The following is a 20,069-nucleotide window of genomic DNA, read 5'->3' as shown; positions in this document are numbered from 1 at the left end:
CGAAAGGCGGGCGGGGGCGCTTGCCCCTGCCCGCCGTCGTCGTGCCTCCGGTGGTTCCGGAAGCCGTTAGCGTTTTTGCCACTGCTTAGAGCAGGCCTGCCTTGGTCATCAGCTCGGTGACCTTGGCGGAGTTCAGCTTGGCCGGGTCGACCTTGGGCGCCTGCAGTTCCTTGAGCGGAACCAGCTTGTCGTTGGACGGGACGTCCGAGCCGACGGCGTACTCGAAGGAGTTGCCCTTCTGCAGGACTTCCTGGCCCTTCTTGCCGGTGATGAACTTCAGGAACGCCTGGGCGGCTGCCGCGTTCTTCGAGGACTTCAGTACGCCGCCGCCGGAGACGGACACGAACGCGCCGGGATCCTGGTTCTTGAAGTAGAACGGCGTGACGTTCTTGGAGTTCTCGCCGGTCTTGGCCTGGTCGCCGTAGTAGTAGTAGTGGTAGATCAGGGCGGCGTCCACCTCGCCGGCGTTGACGGCCTTCATGGCCGTGCTGTTGCCCTTGTAGGCCTTGTAGTTTCCCTTCATGCCCTTGAGCCATTCCTCGGTGGCGGCTTCGCCCTTGAGTTCGAGCAGGGCGGAGACGATCGCCTGGAAGTCGGCGCCGGACGGCGATGCCGCCCACTTGCCCTTCCACTCCGGCTTGGCCAGGTCCAGCATCGACTTCGGCAGCTTGTCGGCGGACAGCTTGGTCTTGTCGTACACCAGCACGGTGGAGCGGGCGGCGATGCCGGTCCACTTGTTCGTGGAGGGGCGGAATTCGGCGGGGACCTGGTCGACGGTGGCCTTGTCCACGTCCGCGAACAGCCCGGCGTTTTCGACCTGGGCCATGGCGGGGGAGTTCTCGGTGAGGAAGACGTCGGCGCGGGAGGCTGCGCCTTCCTGGATGATCTGGTTGGACATCTCGGTGTCGTCGCCCTGGCGGAGGGTGACCTTGATGCCGGTCTCCGCGGTGAAGGCGTCCACCCACTCCTTGGTCAGGGATTCGTGCTGGGCGTTGTAGACCGTGATTTCTCCGGCGGGCTTGCCGTCGGCTCCGGTAGTGCTGCCGGAGGTCGAGGTGCCGGCGCCGCAGGCGGACAGGCCGAGGGCGGCGGAAGCGGCCAGGGCGATGCCTGCCAGCGCGTTGGTGCGGATCTTCATGGGACTGCTTTCTGCAAGGAAATGGGCGTTGGTGCCTAACCTCCGTGAGCGGGGAAGTTAGGGCATGCTCACTACGAAAAACTGTAGTTAGCCGTACCTAAGTAACCAAGCCGAGAAGCCCTTAAGTGAGCAGGATCACACGAATTACGAAACTATTGCGTGACTTAATTCCCTGAGGCCGGCGGTGCGGGCTCCACGGAGGCCGGATCCGCGTCGTCTCCGGGGGCGGCTGCCTGGGCCTCGGCCGGCTGGGCCGCGGCCGGCAGAGATGCCTGGGCGGGCGCGCCCACCGGGGGGACCTTCCCGGCGATCGAGGCGGCTGCCTCCAGCACCATCCAGGCCTGCAGCTGGGTGGAAAGTTCGACGGCGGATCCGGCCGGGTACGTGCGGCGCGCCGGCAGCTCGGGCCGGGCCGAGAAGACCAGCCGGGCTCCCCGGCGTGCCAGCGGCTCCTGGGCCGCGACCAGGCGACGGCCTTCCCAGAAGGCCTCCGCCGTGTCGGTCACCAGCAGGGCTGCCTCGGCCCGGGTCTCCGCAGGCAGCCGCTCGTCGACCGCGGCCAGGGCGAGGTAACGGACCAGGATCCCGGTGAAGAGGCCGCCGTCGCCCGTCCCCTCGGAACGCAGCACGGTCGCCTTCCGCCCCATCAGCGGGGCGTCGACCGTGAGGCTGCGTCCGGCGGCCGCCACCAGCGCGGCCGCCCGTGCGAGGTTGGACTCGCCGCCCAGTTCCAGCAGCGCGCCCAGCACCGGGCCCTGGTTGTAGGTGTAAATAGCGCCTTCGAGGACCAGCTCGCCGCCGGGCGCGATCCGCAGGCCGTCGCGGTACATGCCCTGATCGGGGTCGTAGAGCTTGGCGTCCAGCCAGTCGAGCAGGGCCTGGGCCTTCGCGGCCTGCCCGGTCCGGGCGTAGTACAGGGCCACCGGGGCGGTGGCGGGGGTGTTCTTGAAGTCCCGCTTCTTGCTCCAGAAGGTGCCGCCGCCGAGGTCGTCGGTCGAGGCCGAATCGAACTGGAGAGTCAGGCTCCGGAGCACTTTGGCGTTGCGGCGGCGGCCGGCGGTCTTTCGGCTGTCCGCGGCCAGCTTCTCCAGCCGCAGGGTTGCCAGGGCGAGCCAGGCCATGTCGTCGTAGTAGTTGTTGACGACGGTCAGGAAGTTCCGGAGCCGGATGCCGGTGACGAGCCGGGAGGCGAGCCTGCCGGCGCTGGGCAGGTTGTCGCCGTCGAACTTCCCCGGCGTGTGGCCGTCGGTGCCGAGTTCGCGGCGGCCGGTGTCCACCAGGCAGTCGACGTAGTGCGCCTGCCACCAGTAATGCCAGGGCCGGGCGAGGTTCTTCAGCCGGCCCGAGGGGCGGGTGGTGGCGGCAATGTGGGTGCCGGGCAGGAAGAAGAGGCGCTGCCCGAACAGCCGGGTCACCGAACGGGCGGCCTCGTCGGCGCGGAAGGACCAGTTCGGGGCGGGGGAGTGGGCGGGTGCTGCGGTCATGGACCAAGCCTAGTGGCGGCCGCCGCCTCGGCGCGGACACCCGGCGCGGGGGTGCGCAACATTCCTATTCCAGTTAACCTAAACTAACTAAGTGTTCCCCGGCCGGCGGGCGCGACAGGTGCCTGGGCCGGGGTTTCGTTCCACATCAAGGAGGATGCATGGACGTCTTGGGTACTGTTGCGCTGATTACGGGCGGTGCGTCCGGGCTGGGGGCCGCGACCGCGCGGCGGCTGTTCGACGCCGGCGCGTCTGTGGTGCTGGTCGACCTGCCAACTTCGGCCGGGGAAGCCTTCGCAGCCGAGCTCAACGCGTCGGCCGGCGGCGGCGCGCCCGCAGCGGCCCACCGGGCCGTCTTCGTCCCCGCGGACGTCACCAGCGAGGAACAGGTGCAGGCCGCTGTCGACGCCGCCGCCTCCCTGGGCCCCCTCCGGATCGTGGTGAACTGCGCCGGCATCGCCACCCCGGGGAAGGTGCTGGGCCGGGAAGGCGTGCTGCCGCTGGAGACTTTCAGCCGCGTCATCCAGATCAATCTCATCGGTACCTTCAACGTCATTCGTCTGGCCGCCGCCGCGATGGCCGCCACCGAGCCGGTGGCCTCCGAGCTGGGCGGCCCGGAGCGCGGCGTCATCATCAACACCGCCTCGGTCGCCGCGTTCGACGGCCAGATCGGCCAGCCCGCCTACTCCGCCTCCAAGGGCGCCGTGGCCGCGATGACCTTGCCGATCGCCCGGGAACTGGCGCGCTCGCTGATCCGCGTCGTGACGATCGCCCCCGGCATCTTCGAGACTCCCATGATGGCGGGCCTGCCGCAGGAAGCGCAGGACTCGCTCGGGGCGCAGGTACCCCACCCGTCCCGGCTCGGCCGCCCCGCGGAGTACGCCAACCTCGCCGCGCACATCGTGGATAACGCGATGCTCAACGGCGAAACGATCCGGCTCGACGGCGCCATTCGGATGGGACCGAAGTGAGCCTCGGCGTGGACGCTCCCGCCGGCGGCTCCAGTGCTTCGGCCGGCGGGTCTGCCGCCGCCGGGCTGCCCACCGCGGACTTCTACGGGTTCGAGGCGCTGCTCAGTGCCGCCGAGCAGGCCAAACTGGCGGAACTGCGGGACTTCCTGGCCCGCGAGGTGGCGCCGTACGCCACCCAGTGGTGGAACGACGCCGAATTCCCGGCGCACATCCTGCCCAAGCTGGCCGCACTGGAACTCAGCGCCCCGGCCCAGCGCGGCTACAGCCACCTCTTCGCCGGCCTCGTCATCGCCGAGATGACCCGGGTGGACACCTCGCTCGCCACCTTCTTCCTCGTCCACCACGACCTGTTCGTGGAGTCGCTCTACGGCTTCGGCTCCGAGGACCAGAAGGCCCGGCTGCTGGCCGACGCGGCCGCCCTGCGCACCACGGGGGCCTTCGCGCTGACCGAACCGGACCACGGCTCCGACGTCGCCGGCGGCATGGAGACCACGGCGCGGCGCGTCGCAGATGACGCCGGCGACTACTGGGTGCTCAACGGCGCCAAGCGCTGGATCGGCAACGGCACGTTCTGCGACTACATGCTGGTCTGGGCCCGCGACGAGGCCGACGGGGCCGTCCGCGGTTTCATCCTCGATGCGGCATTGCCGGGGGTGCGCCGGAGCCGCATCGAGAACAAGATCGCGCTGCGCACCGTGCAGAACGCGGACATTGAGTTCACCGATGTCCGGGTGGCCGAGGCCGACCGCTTCGCCGGGATCAACAGCTTCGAGGATACGAACGAGCTGCTCCGCGGCTCGCGGATCATGGTCGCGTGGCAGGGCGTGGGCCAGCAGCTGGCCGCGTTCGACGTCGCCCGGCAGTACGCCGTCGAACGCGAGCAGTTCGGCCGGCCGCTGGCGAAGTTCCAGCTGGTCCAGCAGCAGCTGGTGGCAATGCTGGGCAACGCGGTGGCGAGCATGGGCATGATGGTCCGGCTGGCGCAACTGCAGGCCGACGGTGCCGCGGACATGCCGCAGGTGGCCCTGGCGAAGTCCTATGTCAGTGCCCGGATGCGCGAGACCGTCGCGATGGGCCGGTCCCTGCTGGGCGGCAACGGGATCGTCACCGACTACCGGATGGCCAAGATCTTCGCCGACGCCGAAGCGATCTACACCTACGAGGGGTCGTACGAGATCAACACCCTGATCGTGGGCCGGGCCGTGACGGGCGTGTCGGCCATCGTCTAACCCCCAGAGCGCGAACGTACACTTCAGGCCCCTGCGGGTGCGCGAACGTACACTTCAGGCCCCTGCGCCCGCGCGTTTTTGGGCGCGAAGTGTCCGTTCGCGCTGGGGGATTAGGCGAAGGGGGCTTTCTCGCCGGCTTCGATCCGGTAGTCCAGGCTGTTGTTCTTCACCGGCATGGGGCACGTGCCGTAGGGGGTGAAGGCGCTGGGGTAGTTGATCGCCCGGTTGAAGTCCAGGATCACGCTTCCATCGGGCCTCGGCCGGGCCGTCGAGACCTTGCGCCACTCGTCCGTCGTGTCGCCGTTGGTCTCGTCGTGGAACGTCACCGTCAAAGCGCCGAGCTTCTCTTCCTCGGCCTGCAGGCGGCACTCATGCGCCTGCCCGGGGAGCCGGAAGACGAGTTCGCCCACGGACGGGTGCACCCCGTCCACCAGTGGATTCGCGGTCCCGATCGGCACGTCCACCGGCTCCGGGTAGGGCTCGAAGCGGGCTTCGATGACAAGGTCCGGCCGGTAGTCGAAGGTGGGCACGCCGTCGAACCCGGTGAACACCGGCGACGCCGAATCGCGGGTGCGGATCGCGTACCGGCCGGCCCGCATGGCCAGTTCCACCCGGACCCGGCGCCCGTCCGCCCCGCCGAACTGGACCCAGAGCAGGGACTCCTCGTCGGCAAGGACGGCGCTGACGGTACCGTCCACGGCTTCGCCGGTCTCCACGAGCGTCAGCCCGTCGGCCGCGGCGGCGGTCAGGACCGCCGTCGAGCCGTCGGTGGACCACAGTCCCGGGGCGGGTTCGACGGCGGCGGGTGACGCCGGGAGCCACTGGAAGGACGTCAGGGTGAGCCAGCCGTAGTCGGCTGCCAGGGCTTCGTTGCGGTTCTTCCGGAAGCGCTGCCAGCGGGCCAGCTGGGCGTCGGCGGCGGGAGCGTCAGTGGTCACAAGATTCTCCGGCAGGTCAGTGGCGGGCGGGCGGGGACGGAAGGGCGGCGGCCACCAGCTGCGCCGCGGTGTTGCGGGCGGCGGTGGCGGCGGCGGGGTCGGCGTCGAGCACGCCGCTGGCCAGCCCGCCGTCGAGGACCAGGGTGAGGCTGCGCGCCAGCTGGTCCGGGTCGGTGGCCCCCGCCTGCTCGGCCAGCCTCCGGATCCAGGCCAGGATGTGTTGTTTGTGGGCGACTGTGCGCTCATGCACGCGCGTGCCCGACGGCGATTCGGCGGCGGCGTTGATGAACGCGCAGCCCCGGTAACCGTCGCGCCGGCAGGCGCTGGAGAGCGCGTCAAAGAGTCCCACCAGCTGGTCCGCGGGGTCCGGCCCGGCAGCTTCAGCGGCGGCGCGCAACTGCCCGGTCCACACTCCGTCCACCTGCTCCAGGTACGCGAGGATCAGGTCGTCCTTGGCTGGGAAGTACTTGTAGAAGGTTGCTTTGGCGACGCCCGACTCGGCGATGATCGTGTCGACGCCGGCGGCTCGGAGGCCCTGGGCGTAAAAGAGCCGGAAGGCCGTGGCGAGGATTTTCTCCCGGGCTGCTCCGGCCGGGGTCCGCGCTGCCCGCGGGCCGGCCTCGGCGGGGGCGGTGGCTGCGGCGGTGGCTGCGGACGGAGTCATAACTTCATGGTACGCAGACGAGTCTGTCCAAACAGTGATTGCCGTAGACAGTTCTGTCTGATAGCGTCGCGTTTGCGGTAGACGAACTTGTCTACCCGTTCCAAGCCCGATCCCTTTTTCCAGAATGAGGTCCCCATGAAAATTGCAGTTTTCGGCACCGGCACGGTCGGCCCCACGGTCGCGGCCGCCCTCGCCGCGCTGGGCCACGACGTCGTCATCGGCACCCGCGACCCGCAGGCAACGCTGGCCCGGACCGAAGCCGGTCCGATGGGCGGCGCGCCGTTTTCGCAGTGGCACGCCGACCACAGCGGGATCCCCCTGACTGGTTTCGCGGAGGCAGCCGCCGGGAGCGAGATCGTGGTCAACGCCACCAACGGCACGGGCTCCCTGGACGCGTTGACCGCGGCCGGCGCCGACAACCTTGCCGGCAAGGTCGTCGTCGACATCGCCAACCCGCTCGACTTTTCCCAGGGCTTTCCGCCGTCGTTGAATCCGGTGAACACGGACAGCCTGGGCGAGCAGCTCCAGCGCGCTTTCCCCGAGGCCCGGGTGGTGAAGACGCTCAACACGATGAACGCGGCCGTCATGGTCGACCCGGCGAGCGTGGCCGGCGGGGACCACTCGGTGTTTATCTCCGGCAACGACGCGGATGCCAAGGCGGTGGTGGCGGGGCTGCTCGCGGCGCTGGGCCACCGCGACATCATCGACCTCGGCGATATCACCACGGCCCGCGGCACGGAGATGCTTCTGCCGATCTGGCTGCGGCTGTGGGGCGCCTTCGGCAACGCGGACTTCAACTTCAAGATTGCCCGCTAGGAGTCCCTGCGGACCTTGATCCGCCCGCGGGCCGGGTGGAACACTGGGTGCCCTGCGCAGTTCTCCGGCCCGAAACCCAGGAGCAGACATGAACCCGCTGGATTCCCTCGTAGCTTCCATCGAGCGCTTTGACCGGCTGGATGGGGTTTCCGCCGCCCTCGCCGGGGTGGTCGGCAAGGCGGTGCAGCCGCGAGTTGTCCGGAACGTCCTCAGCGGCACCGTCATCGGCCACCCGGTCCATCCGCTGCTGACCGATCTCCCCATCGGCGCCTGGAGCATGGCGGCCCTGCTGGACGTCCTGGGCGGTGAGGCCATGGAGCCCGCCGCGGACCTCCTGGTGGCCATCGGGATCGCCGCCGCCGTTCCGACGGCCGCGGCCGGGCTCAACGACTGGTCGGACACCCACGGGAAACCCCGCCGGGTGGGGCTGGTACACGCCGCGGCCAACAGCGCAGCACTCGGCCTCTACGCCGCGTCCGGCGTCGCCCGGTCGAAGGGAAGCCGCGGGCTGGGCAAAACGCTGGGCCTGGCCGGATTCGGCATCCTGATGGTCGGCGGCTTCCTTGGCGGCCACCTCAGCTACGCCAGTGGGGTGAACGTGAACCGGACGGCCAACCGGACCGGCCCGGCGAAGTGGACCCCGGTGCTCGACGACGCCGAGCTGCCCGACGGCAGCCACCGCAAGGTGGAGGCCGGCAAGGTCTCGGTGCTGCTGTACCGCTCGGGTTCGCGGATCCTGGCCGTGGACAGCGTCTGCAGCCACATGGGCGGCCCGCTGGAACAGGGCGAGATCGACGGCGGCTGCGTCGTCTGCCCCTGGCACGGCAGCACCTTCCGCCTGAAGGACGGCAGCGTCGTCCGCGGCCCCGCGACCCGCCCGCAGCCCCGCTACGAGACGCGCCTGAACGAGGGGCGGATCGAGGTCCGCCGGACGCCCGGATAGCCCCGCGCCGGACCCCAAAGGGCTGGACGCTATGTGAGACGGATTCACGGCCACAGCGTGAGCCGGGTAACATCCCATGGGTACAAGTAACCCGGCTCACAGTATCCAGCGCAGTGTACGAGCCACGTCGAACCCTCGAAAGATGTTTCCATGGCTGACACTGCAATGACTTCCGGCACCGATCTCGCCGCCGAGCTGCGCGCCGACGTCCGCCGGGTGTCCACCCTCCTCGGCGAATCCTTGGTCCGCCAGCACGGCCCCGAGCTGCTCGACCTTGTGGAGCAGGTGCGCCTGCTGACCAAGGAATCCAAGGAAGCCGCCCGCGGCGGCGCGGACGCCACCGGACCCTGGAGCTCGTACGACGTCGTCGCCCAGGTCCGTGAGCTGCTCGGCTCCCTGCCGCTGGACCAGGCGACCGACCTCGTCCGGGCCTTCGCGTTCTACTTCCACCTGGCCAACGCCGCCGAACAGGTCCACCGGGTCCGCGGGCTCCGGACCCGGCAGGAAAAGGACGGTTGGCTGGCCAAGGCCGTCGCGGACATTGCCGGACAGGCCGGGGCCGGGGTACTCCAGGACGTCGTGGACGAACTCGACGTCCGGCCCATCTTCACCGCCCACCCCACCGAGGCGTCGCGCCGGTCGGTGCTGGACAAGATCCGCCGGATCTCGGACATCCTGGCCGAAACGACCCGGGAGGGCACCACGGCCCGCCGCCGCCAGGACCGCCAAGTGGCCGAGGTGATTGACCAGATGTGGCAGACGGACGAACTCCGGCAGGTCCGGCCCACTCCGGTGGACGAAGCCCGGAACGCGATCTACTACCTCACCGGAATCCTCGGCGACGCCATGCCGGAGATGCTCGCCGATCTCTCCGACCTGCTCGGCGAGCACGGCGTCACCCTGCCGGTCGGGAAGGCGCCGATCCGCTTCGGTTCCTGGATCGGCGGCGACCGGGACGGCAACCCCAACGTCACCGCCGGCGTCACCCGCGAAATCCTGCAGATCCAGAACCAGCACGCCATCCGGATCAGCATCGGCCTGATCGACGGGCTGATCTCCATCCTCTCCAACTCCACCGCGCTGGCCGGGGCGGACCAGGAACTGCTGGACTCGATCGACGTCGACCTGAAGAACCTTCCCGGCCTGGACCGCCGGGTGCTGGAACTCAACGCGCAGGAACCGTACCGGCTCAAGCTCACCTGCATCAAGGCCAAGCTGCTGAACACCGGCCGCCGGGTCGCGGCCGGATCCTCGCACGAGCCCGGCCGCGACTACGCCGCCACCGCGGAGCTGCTGGCCGAACTCGGCCTGCTCGAGGCCTCGCTGCGGAACCATCAGGGGGGCCTCGCCGCGGACGGCGCCCTCGCCCGGGTCCGCCGCGCCGTCGCTTCCTTCGGCCTGCAGCTGGCCACCCTCGACATCCGCGAGCACGCCGACCACCACCATGACGCCGTCGGCCAGCTGATGGACCGCCTCGGCGGACCCGGCGTGCGGTACGCGGAGCTCAGCCGGGCGGAACGCCTGGAGGTGCTCGGCTCCGAGCTCGCCTCCCGCCGGCCGCTCTCCGGCCACCCGATCAAGCTCGACGGCGTCGCGGACGGAACGTACGACGTCTTCCGCGAGATCCGCCGGGCGCTGCGCACCTACGGCCCCGACGTGATCGAGACGTACATCATTTCCATGACGCGCGGCGCCGACGACGTGCTGGCCGCGGCGGTGCTGGCCCGCGAAGCCGGGCTGGTCAACCTCTTCGGTGAGGCGCCGTACGCGAAGATCGGCTTCGCCCCGCTGCTGGAAACCGTGGAGGAGCTGCGCGCGTCGGCCGAGATCGTGGACGCGCTGCTCTCGGATTCGTCCTACCGGGAACTGGTCCGGCTGCGCGGCGACGTCCAGGAAATCATGCTGGGTTATTCGGACTCGAACAAGGAATCCGGCGTGATGACGAGCCAGTGGGAGATCCACAAGACACAGCGCAAACTCCGCGACGTCGCCGCCCGGCACGGGGTGCGGGTGCGGCTCTTCCACGGCCGCGGGGGATCCGTGGGCCGCGGCGGGGGACCGACCTACGACGCGATCATGGCCCAGCCCAACGGTGTGCTGGAAGGCGAAATCAAGTTCACCGAACAGGGCGAAGTCATCTCGGACAAGTACTCGCTGCCCGAGCTGGCCCGCGAGAACCTGGAACTCTCGCTCGCCGCGGTGCTGCAGGGCTCGGCCCTGCACCGCACCCCGCGCACTTCGGAGGACCAGCGCGAGCGCTACGGCCACGTGATGGACGCCGTCTCCGACGCCGCGTTTGCCCGGTACCGCACCCTGATCGACGATCCGGACCTGCCGGCGTACTTCATGGCTTCCACCCCGGTGGAACAGCTGGGCTCGCTGAACATCGGTTCCCGGCCCTCCAAGCGGCCCGATTCCGGCGCCGGGCTCGAAGGGCTCCGCGCCATCCCGTGGGTCTTTGGCTGGACGCAGTCGCGGCAGATCGTGCCGGGCTGGTTCGGCGTCGGGTCGGGCCTCAAGGCCGCCCGCGAGGCCGGCCACTCGGCCCAGCTTGTGGAAATGATGGAGAGCTGGCACTTCTTCCGGTCCGTGCTCTCGAACGTGGAGATGACGCTCGCCAAGACGGACATGGACATTGCCGGCTACTACGTCTCCACCCTGGTTCCGGAGGAGCTGCACCACCTGTTCAAGGCCATCCGGGCAGAGTACGAGCTGACCGTGGCCGAGATCCGGAACCTGACCGGCGAGGACCTGTTGCTGGACGCGCAGCCGACGCTCAAGCGGTCCCTCGAGATCCGCGACCAGTACCTGGACCCGATCAGCTACCTGCAGGTGGAGCTGCTCCGCCGGGTCCGGGCCGGCGCCGCGGAGAGGGACATGCCCAACGCCGAGATCGACGAGCGCCTCCAGCGGGCCATGCTGATCACGGTCAACGGCGTGGCCGCAGGCCTGCGCAACACCGGGTAGCCCCTTCGGACACTCCCTCAGGTCCGGCTCAAAGTCCTCTTGGATGCCGCCGGATCTGCGGGAGGGTCGCTGTAGTGCGGCCGGATCTGCGGGAGGGTCGGGGGCCGCTAGGGTGGGTTCATGCCCTCGTTCCAGACCAGACTCAAAATCACCGGGCTGAAGCCGGGAACGCCGCCGGAGGCGGTCATGGAGACCGCCATCGAGGCGCTCGGGACCCGGCACCACGTGGAGGCCAACCAGCTTGAAATCGCCGGGGGCGTGCCGCAGTTGAACCTGCGCTTCCTGGTGGACGCCACGGCCTACGCGGCGGAAAACCGCCAGGCGCTGGAGTCGGCCGCCATGATGCGTGACGCCGTCGAACGCGTTGCGGTCACCGGGACCCTCATGGTGCTGCGGCGCAACCGCGGCCGCTGGGCGCCGGTCTAAGAGAGCCGGTCTCACAGCAGCGGCGGGTTGCCGCCTAGAAATCGAGCTCGGCGTCCGGATCCGTTGCCGACGGTCCGGCTTCCACGACGGGCGAGCGGCTGCCGCGGCGGCGCGTGACGATCAGTCCGACGACGGCGCCGATCACCAGGCCAAGGAGCACGCCGATCAGCGAACTGGCCCAGAACGGCAGCCGCGTGGCCGACCCTGTGACGTAGCCCAGTCCCGCGGACCAGGCGGCCCAGAGCGTGCCCCCGAGCGCGGCGCAGAAGCTGAACCCGCGGGTGGAGACGTTGGCGATCCCGGCCGCCGCCGTCGTGGCGAGCCGGCCGCCGGGAATGAAGCGGATCCCGATGATGCCGCCGTAGGTGGAGGACCTGCCCGCCTTGGCGATGGCTTGGTGCACGCCGCGGTGGAAGGTGCGCCCCCAGCGCCAGCGGTCCAGCACATGGCTGAGCCGGCGTTTGAACAGCTGGAACACCAGCACGTCGCCAATCCAGGAGGCCAAGGCGGCGAGAAGCACCACCAGGAACACGTTCGCGCGGCCGTCGGCGGAAAGAGCGCCGCCGGTGATAACCAGCATCTCGGACGGGACCGGCGGGAAGATGGCGTCGCCGAGCACGATGGGAACGATCCAGCAATAGATTGCCGCTCCCCAGGTGTCCGCGCTCGCCAGTTCCATGGGCACAAGGTACCGCAAAGCGGACCGGACACGCGCGGGCCGCTCCCGCGCCGGCCGGGGAAGCCGGTTACCGGCCGGCGGCTGCGCCGTGCCGGTCGTCGGGATCGCCCGGGCGGGCCTCGGAGAGCTCGAGCCGGCTGCGGTACTCCACCGGCTTGCCGGAAATGGGGTCCACGAACCGGATGCCGCGGGCGAGCAGCTGCAGCGGCCTGGCGTAGTCGTCCGGCGCCTTGTCCAGCAGCTCGGGATAGAACGCGTCGTTCACGATCCCGAGACCCAGCGAGGCCATGTGCACGCGCAACTGGTGCGTCTTCCCGGTGTGTGGCTCCAGCCGGTACAGCGCCCGGCGCGGGCCGCCGTCGTCGGGAGCGGCCGACGACGCGTCGCCGGGACCGCCGAAGGTGCGGATCCGTTCGATCCGGGTCTCGGCGTTCGGCTCGCCGTCGATGACCTCGGCCAGCAGGTAGCTGCGGGACTTGGTCATCCGGTTCCTGACCACCACGGGGAAGTCGACCGCGGCATGCCCCGGCGCGGGGTCCGCGGCGGACACGCACTCATATTCCTTCTGCACCCGGCGTTTTTCGAACAGCACCTGGTACCTGCCGCGGGTCTCGGGGTTCGTGGAAAGCAGCAGGATGCCGGCCGTCATCCGGTCCAGGCGGTGCATCGGGACCAGGTCCGGCAGCTCCAGCTGGTTCCGCAGCCGCACCAGGGCCGACTCCTGGATGTAGGTGCCGCCCGGGGTGGTGGGCAGGAAGTGCGGCTTGTCCACGACCAGGAGGTGCTCGTCCTGGTGCAGGATGTTCAGTTCCACCGGGATGCGCGTCTCCGGCGGCAGCGAGCGGTAGTACCAGATGAAGGTGTGGCGCTGCAGCGGGGTGGTCCGGTCCAGGGGGACGCCGGCCTCGCCCACGATCTCGCCGGCGTCGAAGCGGTCGGCGATGCCCTGCGGGTCGATGTGCCCCCAGCGGTGCATCATGTAGTCCATCGCCGTCTCCCACGGACCCTCGTCCGGCAGGCGGAGGCGGGTGGCGTTGACGCCGTCGCGCACGGGAAGGGGGGACTGCATCACCGCTCCATTCTACGTGGCCGTCCCACCGTCCAAACGGACCGTCAATGTCGGCGCAGCTGCAAGAAGCGGAGCGGGGAATGCCGTAACGAAGGCGGCCTCGAGGAACTCCCGCGCGCGGGACGGTGGCAGGATGGTGCCTATGATGACGCGCCGACTGCTCCAGCTCCTGATTGGCCTCGCCTTGTTCGGCGTTTCCCTGGCCATGGTCGTCCGTGCCAGCCTCGGGGTGGCGCCGTGGGACGTGTTCCACCAGGGGCTGGCGGGCAGGACCGGGCTCAGCCTCGGCACGGTGGTCATCATCGTCAGTTTCCTGGTGCTGCTGCTGTGGATCCCCCTCCGGCAGCGGCCCGGAGTGGGGACCGTGGGCAACGCCGTGCTGGTGGGCGTGTTCGCCGACATCGGGCTGGCCCTGATCCCGCAGTTTTCATACCTTGGCGGCCAGATTGCGCTGCTGATCGGAGCTGTGCTGCTCAACGGCGTGGCATCCGCCCTCTACATCGGCGCCCGCCTGGGGCCCGGACCGAGGGACGGGCTGATGACCGGCCTCGCGGCGCGCGGCTGGAGGGTAGGAACAGTTCGGACCGGCATCGAGGTGGTCGTCCTGGCCGCCGGCTGGCTCCTGGGCGGTTCGGTGGGCGTGGGAACGGTGCTGTACGCCCTGGCGATCGGCCCGCTGGTCCAGCTCCTGCTGCCACGGTTCACCGTGCCGGAACCTGCCGGCAAGGGCAAAGAGCTGCCCGAGGCTGACGCTCTGGCAGCAGGGACCTCCTCGCCGGCGTCGTAGGCGTTCGTCAGGCCGCTACCGGCGCCGCCCCTAGCTCCCGGGCGGCGGCTGGCAGCGCGGGCAGAAGTAGATATCGCGTTCCTCGGTGCCGCTGTCCTTGGCCAGGACGCCGCGGCGGATCGGCGTGCGGCATTTGAGGCAGGGCTGGTGTTCGCGCCGGTAGACCCAGTACCCGGGCCGCCCGGCCGTGCGCCCCACCGGAACGCCGCGCGCGTTCAGCACGGTGACCCGGCGCCCGGGGCCGAGATTGGCGGTCAGCAGGACCTTCGCGTCGGTGATCATCGCCGCGAGGTCGGGCACCGCGGAGACCGGCGCCGCGGGATGCACGCCGGAGAGGAAGCAGGCCTCGCAGCGGTAGATGTTGCCGATGCCGGCAAGGTTGCGCTGGTCCAGGAGGGCGACGCCGATCGGCACCTCGGGCGCAGCGCGCATGCGGCGCTCGGCTTCGGCCATATCCCAGTCCGGGCCGAGCAGGTCCGGACCGAGGTGCCCGACCACGCTGTCCTCATCGGCGGTCGGAATGACCTCCAGCAGCCCGAGGGAGAACCCGACGGCGTCGGCGCTCGCGGTGCGGAGCACGCACCGGGCCGTGAACCCGGGCTTGCGCCAGCGGCCCCCGGGCGGGTAGATCTGCCAGGTCCCTTCCATCTTCAGGTGCGAGTGGATCGTCAGCCGGTCCCGCGGCCGCGGCCCCGCCACCCGCATCAGCAGGTGTTTGCCGCGGGGAACCACGTCCTGCACGGTCCAGCCGCCCAGTTTCAGCGTGGCGAACCGCGGCACGCGGAAGTCGGAAGCGAGCAGTTCCTTGCCCGCCAGCGCGGCGTGCAGCTGGGCCGCGGCGCGGAAAACGGAATCCCCCTCAGGCACGGATTCTCAACCCCTTCGGTGTCGAGTAGGCGCCGGCCTGCGCCAGCGCGGCGGCGACGGGCGTATCCAGGATTCCGTGCCCGTTGACCTTTTCCATGATCAGCTTGTCGACGGCGCCGCGGGTCACCACGCCCACCAGGGCGGCGCCGGCGGCGGCGAGGACCTCGGCGTCGTCGTCGAAGGCCAGCAAGGTCTTGCCGCCGCGTTCGACATAGAGCACCAGCGCGCCGTCGACCAGGACCACGAGTGCGCCGGCTTTACGGCCGGGGCGGTGGCCGGTGCCGGCTTCCACGTCCAGGGCAGGCCAGGGCAGGGCCGCGCCGTAGGGGTTCGCCGGATCCGTGGCGGCGAGGGCCAGGGCGACCGGCTCGGACTTGTTCACCTGGGCATCCTCGACGTAGGACCGCAGCCGGTCCACCGTGGCAGGCACCGCGAACTGGGCGGCGCCGAGGTGCTCGATGAAGTAGCCGCGGCGGCAGCGGCCGGCCTCCTCAAGCCGGGCCAGGACCTTGTACATCAGGCCGAACCCGCCCAGGATGTTCTCTGCCATGACCGAGCCCCGGGTGACGACGCCGTAGCGGTCCAGCAGGAGTTCCGCGGTGGCGCGGGCGTGGATCGTGGCATCCAGTTCGGGGGCGGGCAGCGCCGACCAGCGCCCCGCTGCCAGCGGCGGCGTGGGGGCCGCCCCGGCGGCGGAGCCGTACCGGCCGCCGGGCAAGCCGGCGGATCCGAGCAGCCCGGTGCCGTGCGCGCGGCCCAGCCGGCTGAGCCGCGGTGCCCGGGCCCGCGGCGCGCGGGCGACCTGCCGGTGGGCGGTGTGGCCGCCGGCGATCAGGGCCCGGACCGGGGCGAAGGTGTCCCCGGTGATCCGGCCGGCCCAGACCAGGTCCCAGAGCGCCGCGACGACGTCCTGGTCGCTGAGGACCGCGTCCATACCGCCGGCGATGTCGGTCAGCTGCCGGAAGAAGTAGCCGCCGCCGTTGTTCTGCAGGTGGTCCAGCAGCCGCTGCTGGGCGTCGCCCGGTGTGAACTCCGGGGCCGGGTTCAGGGTCAGTTCGGCCGAATCCGCCAGGTGCAGACTCACCCAGCCGTCGTTTCCGGGCAGCGACCCGGCGCCGGACCAGAGCACCTCGCCGGCGGCCATAAGTTCGTCCAGCATGGCCGGCTGGTAGTTGGAGACGCGGCCGGCCAGCACCAGCGGTTCCCACGCGGAGGCGGGAATCGGCACACCGGAGAGCTGGTCGATGGCGGTGATGATGCCGTCCAGCCCGCGCAGCGCCGACTGGCCACGGCCGCCGGGCGTCCGCACATGCTGCCAAGCCGGCAGGAACCGTCCGTAGGCCGACGCGTCCACCGGTTCCACCTCGGCGCGCAGGGCGGCCAGCGAGCGGCGGCGCAGCTTCCGGAGCACCTCGGCGTCGCACCATTCGCTGGCTCCGGCCGGAGGCACCACGACGGCCGGAGCGGCCGCCTCCGCGGTGCCGACTTCGGCCGGGTTGCGGTCACCCTCCGGTGCTGCGGCATGGGGCCGGAACTCGCCCTCGACGACCCTCCCGTCCGCGGCCAGCCGTTTCAGCGCGGTGCCGACGACGGCGACGCCGAGGCCCAGCCGGGCGGCCGCCTCCGCGGCGGTGAAGGGTCCGTGGGTGCGCGCGTAGCGTGAGACCAGGTCATCGAGCGGGTCCGCGACGGGTTCGATGAACGCCAGCGGCACGCCCATGGGCAGGGGAACGCCGAGGGCGTCACGGAGCCTGGCTGCGTCTTCGACCGCCGCGTAGCGTTCGACGCCGCCGATGTTGACCTTGATGGCGCGGTTGGCGCGCTGCAGCGCGGCCAGGTGCGCCGCGGCCGTGGATGCGTCCGCGGGGGGAAGGTCGGGAGCTGCCTCCGCAGCCTCCGTTCCGGCCTCCGGGACATCCGGGCCGCCGGGGGCCTCCGCACCGCCGGGAGCCTCCGGCGCGACGGCTTCGGCCGGGGCCGGCAGCGAAGCGGTATCGGATGCCGCCTCGCCCTGGAGCCGGAGCGCGACCTCGTCCGGGGTGAGCGGGCCCAGGAGCCGCAGCAGGTCGGCCACGCCCTCCAGGCCGCGCATCCGCCGGTCCGGGGCCAGCCGCTGCAATTCCAGCTCCGTGGCCTCGATGACCTTCGCGTCGAGCAGTTCGCGCAGCTCCACCCGGCCCAGGAGTTCGTTGAGCAGGGTCGAATCCAGCGCCAGGGCGGCGGCCCGGCGTTCGGCCAGCGGCGAGTCGCCCTCGTAGAGGAACTGCGCGACATAGCCGAACAGCAGGGATTTGGCGAACGGGGAGGGCTGCTGCGTCGTGGTCTGCAGGATGCGCAGCTCCCGCCGGTCGATCGAGGCGGCGATGTCCTTCAGGGCCGGAAGGTCGTAGACATCCTGCAGGCACTCGCGCACGGTTTCGAGCACGATCGGGAACGTCGGATACTTCCGCGCCACGTCCAGCAACTGCGCCGAGCGCTGGCGCTGCTGCCACAGGGGCTGGCGCTTGCCGGGGGTCTGGCGGGGCAGGAGCAGGGCGCGCGCGGCGCACTCGCGGAACCGGGAGGCGAAGAGCGCGCTGCCGCCGACCTCCGCGGTGACGATCTGTTCGAGCTCTTCGGGTTCGAACAGGAACAGTTCCGCCCCGGGCGGCTCATCCTCCATCATCGGCACGCGCAGCACGATGCCGTCGTCGGCGGCCATCGCCGAGCCGTCCATCCCGTAGCGCTGGTGCAGCCGCTGGCCGACGGCGAGGGCCCACGGCGCGTGCACGGGCAGCCCGAACGGGCTGTGCAGCACCACCCGCCAGTCGCCGAGCTCATCGTGGAACCGCTCCACCACCAGGGTCGTGTCGCTGGGGACCACCTCGGTGGCGAGCTTCTGTTCGGCGAGGTACTGGACCAGGTTGTTGGCCGCGAAGTCGTCCAGGCCGCTGGCCTTGCAGCGCTCGGTGGCAGGCCCGACGTCGGACGCGGACAGTTCGCGCACGAACGCGCCCAGCGCCCGGCCGAGGTCCACCGGGCGGCCGAGCGAGTCACCCTTCCAGAACGGGAGCTTGCCGGGCTGGCCGAAGGCGGGGGAGACCAGGACGCGGTCGTGCGTGATGTCCTCGATCTTCCAGCTGGTCGCGCCGAGGGCGAAGACATCGCCGACGCGGGATTCGTAGACCATCTCCTCGTCGAGCTCGCCGACGCGGCGGCCGCCCTTGGCAGGGGAGGCCTTGCCGGGCGCCTTGCCGTCGCCGGAGCCGCCCGAGCCGCCGGAGGAACCGGTCCCCTCGACCTCGGTGCCGATGATATAGACGCCGAAGAGGCCGCGGTCCGGGATGGTCCCGCCGGAGGTGACGGCCAGCCGCTGCGAGCCGGGCCGGCCCTCGATGGTGCCGGCGTTGCGGTCCCAGACGATACGCGGACGGAGTTCGGCGAATTCGTCCGAGGGGTAGCGGCCGGCCAGCAGGTCCAGGGTCGCCTCGAACGCGGAGCGGGGCAGGGAAGCGAAGGGGGCGGACCGCCGGACCGTGGCGAACCATTCCTCGACGTCGATCGCACCCAGCGCGGTGGCGGCGACGGTCTGCTGGGCCAGGATGTCCAGCGGGTTGGCCGGCACGCTGAGCCGCTCGATCTTGCCGTCGAGCATGCGTTCGACCGTGATGGCGGTGTGCACCAGGTCTGCCCGGTGCTTGGGGAAGAGCACGCCCTGGGAGATCTCGCCGACCTGGTGGCCGGCGCGGCCCACCCGCTGCAGGCCGCTGGCCACCGAGGGCGGGGACTCAACCTGCACCACCAGGTCCACGGCGCCCATGTCGATGCCGAGTTCCAGGGAGGACGTGGCGACGACGCAGCGCAGCCGGCCGGATTTCAGGTCGTCCTCGATCAGGGCGCGCTGGTCCTTCGAGACGGAGCCGTGGTGTGCCCGGGCCAGCACCGGATCCGCGCCGGCGGTGCTGCCGGCCTGGGCCATCATGTGCGCGGGCGTGGCCGTCGAGGCGGGTGGGCCGGACCCGCCTGCCGGCCCGCCGTCGTCGTCCCAGCCGCCGCCGGCGGCCATCAGCTGGCGCTCGGCGTAAATCTCGTTCAGGCGGGCGGTGAGGCGTTCGGCGAGGCGGCGGGAGTTCGCGAAGACGATGGTGGACTGGTTGGCCAGCACCAGGTCCACGATCTTCTCCTCGACGTGGGGCCAGATGGAGGCGTGCGGCTGCAGCCCGGACGCCGGACCCGAGTCGAACGCCCCGGCGGCGCCCTGCAGGTCGGACATGTCCTCGACCGGTACCGACACGGTCAGGTCCCAGGTCTTCTTGGCGGGTGGCGCCACGATTTCCGCCGGCGCCGAACCCGCGAGGAACTGCGCCACGAGTTCCTTCGGCTCGACCGTGGCGGACAGGCCGATCCGCTGGGCCGGTTTGGGCAGCAGCGCGTCGAGGCGCTCCAGTGAGACCGCCAGGTGGGCGCCGCGCTTGGTGCCGGCGACGGCGTGCACCTCGTCGATGATGATGGTGTCCACCTCCTCCAGGGTCTCCCGCGCCTTGGAGGTGAGCATCAGGAAGAGGGACTCGGGGGTGGTGATGAGGATGTCCGGCGGGTGGCTGAGCAGCGAGCGGCGGTCCGCCGCCGTCGTATCCCCGGAGCGCACGCCGACGGTAATCAGCGGCGCGGGCAGGCCCAGCCGCTTGGCGGTCTGCGTGATGCCGATCAGCGGGGCGCGGAGGTTGCGTTCGACGTCGACGCCCAGCGCCTTCAGCGGGGAGATGTAGAGGACGCGGGTTTTCCGCTTCGGCGTCTTGCGGCGCCCGGGCTTGGCGGCGGCGTCGACGCCGGGCAGCGGCTCGGGCTCGGCGGGCGCGGAAACCAGCAGGCGGTCCAGGGCCCAGAGGAACGCGGCGAGGGTTTTACCGGAACCGGTCGGGGCCACCACCAGGGCATGCGCGCCGGAGGAGATGGCGTTCCAGGCGCCCTCCTGCGCCGGCGTGGGCGCGGAGAAGGCACCCAGGAACCATTCCCGGGTCGGCCGGCTGAACCGGTCCATGGCTTCGGCTGCGAGTGTGCCGCCGGCGAGCTCCTGCCCCTTCATCCCTCCATCATGCCCTACCGCTCCGACAC

Annotated in this window: 15 protein-coding genes; 7 read left to right on the top strand and 8 right to left on the bottom strand. The window is 70.7% G+C overall.

Going from position 1 to position 20,069, the window contains the following annotated elements; genetic code table 11:
- Positions 1-85 precede the first annotated feature (85 nt).
- Together ACTWLI_RS03870 and ACTWLI_RS03865 are read right to left on the bottom strand one after the other, a co-directional pair.
- Positions 86-1,138 carry an iron ABC transporter substrate-binding protein gene (locus ACTWLI_RS03870; RefSeq protein WP_445155365.1) on the bottom strand — a complete coding sequence of 351 codons (1,053 nt, stop codon included), beginning with the start codon at positions 1,136-1,138 and terminating at the stop codon, positions 86-88.
- A 164-nt stretch (positions 1,139-1,302) separates the two neighbouring features.
- Positions 1,303-2,622, bottom strand: coding sequence for a glycoside hydrolase family 76 protein (locus tag ACTWLI_RS03865; protein WP_445155364.1), 1,320 nt, complete (start codon positions 2,620-2,622; stop codon positions 1,303-1,305).
- A 158-nt stretch (positions 2,623-2,780) separates the two neighbouring features.
- Here ACTWLI_RS03865 and ACTWLI_RS03860 point away from each other — a divergent pair, with 158 nt between their 5' ends.
- Positions 2,781-3,590, top strand: a complete 810-nt coding sequence (locus ACTWLI_RS03860; RefSeq protein ID WP_445155363.1) for an SDR family NAD(P)-dependent oxidoreductase — start codon at positions 2,781-2,783, stop codon at positions 3,588-3,590.
- An 8-nt stretch (positions 3,591-3,598) separates the two neighbouring features.
- On the top strand, positions 3,599-4,819 hold the full coding sequence (locus ACTWLI_RS03855) for an acyl-CoA dehydrogenase family protein (protein WP_445156113.1): 1,221 nt from the start codon (positions 3,599-3,601) through the stop codon (positions 4,817-4,819).
- A 110-nt stretch (positions 4,820-4,929) separates the two neighbouring features.
- On the opposite strand, the gene ACTWLI_RS03850 is transcribed toward ACTWLI_RS03855, so the two are convergent.
- Together ACTWLI_RS03850 and ACTWLI_RS03845 are read right to left on the bottom strand one after the other, a co-directional pair.
- Entirely contained in the window at positions 4,930-5,757 is an 828-nt protein-coding gene (locus ACTWLI_RS03850) for a DUF1684 domain-containing protein (protein WP_445155362.1), read from the bottom strand.
- A 16-nt stretch (positions 5,758-5,773) separates the two neighbouring features.
- On the bottom strand, positions 5,774-6,421 hold the full coding sequence (locus ACTWLI_RS03845; RefSeq protein WP_445155361.1) for a TetR/AcrR family transcriptional regulator: 648 nt from the start codon (positions 6,419-6,421) through the stop codon (positions 5,774-5,776).
- A 135-nt stretch (positions 6,422-6,556) separates the two neighbouring features.
- Between ACTWLI_RS03845 and ACTWLI_RS03840 the strand changes: the two genes are divergently transcribed.
- The 4 genes from ACTWLI_RS03840 (at position 6,557) to ACTWLI_RS03825 (ending at position 11,573) form a co-directional block, all read left to right on the top strand.
- Positions 6,557-7,237, top strand: coding sequence for an NADPH-dependent F420 reductase (locus tag ACTWLI_RS03840; protein ID WP_445155360.1), 681 nt, complete (start codon positions 6,557-6,559; stop codon positions 7,235-7,237).
- Positions 7,238-7,325: 88 nt separating this feature from the next.
- Positions 7,326-8,180 carry a Rieske 2Fe-2S domain-containing protein gene (locus ACTWLI_RS03835; RefSeq protein WP_445155359.1) on the top strand — a complete coding sequence of 285 codons (855 nt, stop codon included), beginning with the start codon at positions 7,326-7,328 and terminating at the stop codon, positions 8,178-8,180.
- A gap of 150 nt (positions 8,181-8,330) precedes the next feature.
- On the top strand, positions 8,331-11,147 hold the full coding sequence (ppc, locus tag ACTWLI_RS03830; protein WP_445155358.1) for a phosphoenolpyruvate carboxylase: 2,817 nt from the start codon (positions 8,331-8,333) through the stop codon (positions 11,145-11,147).
- A 120-nt stretch (positions 11,148-11,267) separates the two neighbouring features.
- Entirely contained in the window at positions 11,268-11,573 is a 306-nt protein-coding gene (locus ACTWLI_RS03825) for a hypothetical protein (RefSeq protein WP_445155357.1), read from the top strand.
- Between the two features lie 34 nt (positions 11,574-11,607).
- Here ACTWLI_RS03825 and ACTWLI_RS03820 read toward each other — a convergent pair whose 3' ends face one another.
- Both ACTWLI_RS03820 and ACTWLI_RS03815 read right to left on the bottom strand, forming a co-directional pair.
- Positions 11,608-12,252, bottom strand: a complete 645-nt coding sequence (locus ACTWLI_RS03820) for a DedA family protein (protein ID WP_056736046.1) — start codon at positions 12,250-12,252, stop codon at positions 11,608-11,610.
- A gap of 67 nt (positions 12,253-12,319) precedes the next feature.
- Positions 12,320-13,321 carry an RluA family pseudouridine synthase gene (locus ACTWLI_RS03815; protein ID WP_445155356.1) on the bottom strand — a complete coding sequence of 334 codons (1,002 nt, stop codon included), beginning with the start codon at positions 13,319-13,321 and terminating at the stop codon, positions 12,320-12,322.
- 142 nt (positions 13,322-13,463) lie between these two features.
- Between ACTWLI_RS03815 and yczE the strand changes: the two genes are divergently transcribed.
- A complete protein-coding gene (yczE, locus tag ACTWLI_RS03810; RefSeq protein WP_445155355.1) occupies positions 13,464-14,108 on the top strand; it encodes a membrane protein YczE in 645 nt (214 codons plus the stop codon).
- Between the two features lie 30 nt (positions 14,109-14,138).
- On the opposite strand, the gene ACTWLI_RS03805 is transcribed toward yczE, so the two are convergent.
- Together ACTWLI_RS03805 and ACTWLI_RS03800 are read right to left on the bottom strand one after the other, a co-directional pair.
- Positions 14,139-14,975: a DNA-formamidopyrimidine glycosylase family protein gene (locus tag ACTWLI_RS03805; protein WP_445155354.1), complete on the bottom strand. Its 837-nt coding sequence runs from the start codon at positions 14,973-14,975 to the stop codon at positions 14,139-14,141.
- Positions 14,968-20,040, bottom strand: coding sequence for an Lhr family ATP-dependent helicase (locus tag ACTWLI_RS03800; protein ID WP_445155353.1), 5,073 nt, complete (start codon positions 20,038-20,040; stop codon positions 14,968-14,970). Before ACTWLI_RS03800 ends, ACTWLI_RS03805 begins: the two co-directional genes overlap by 8 nt.
- Positions 20,041-20,069: the final 29 nt, after the last annotated feature.

The sequence above is a fragment of the Arthrobacter sp. Hor0625 genome (assembly GCF_052567525.1).
This window is presented reverse-complemented; position numbering and strand designations above follow the sequence as displayed.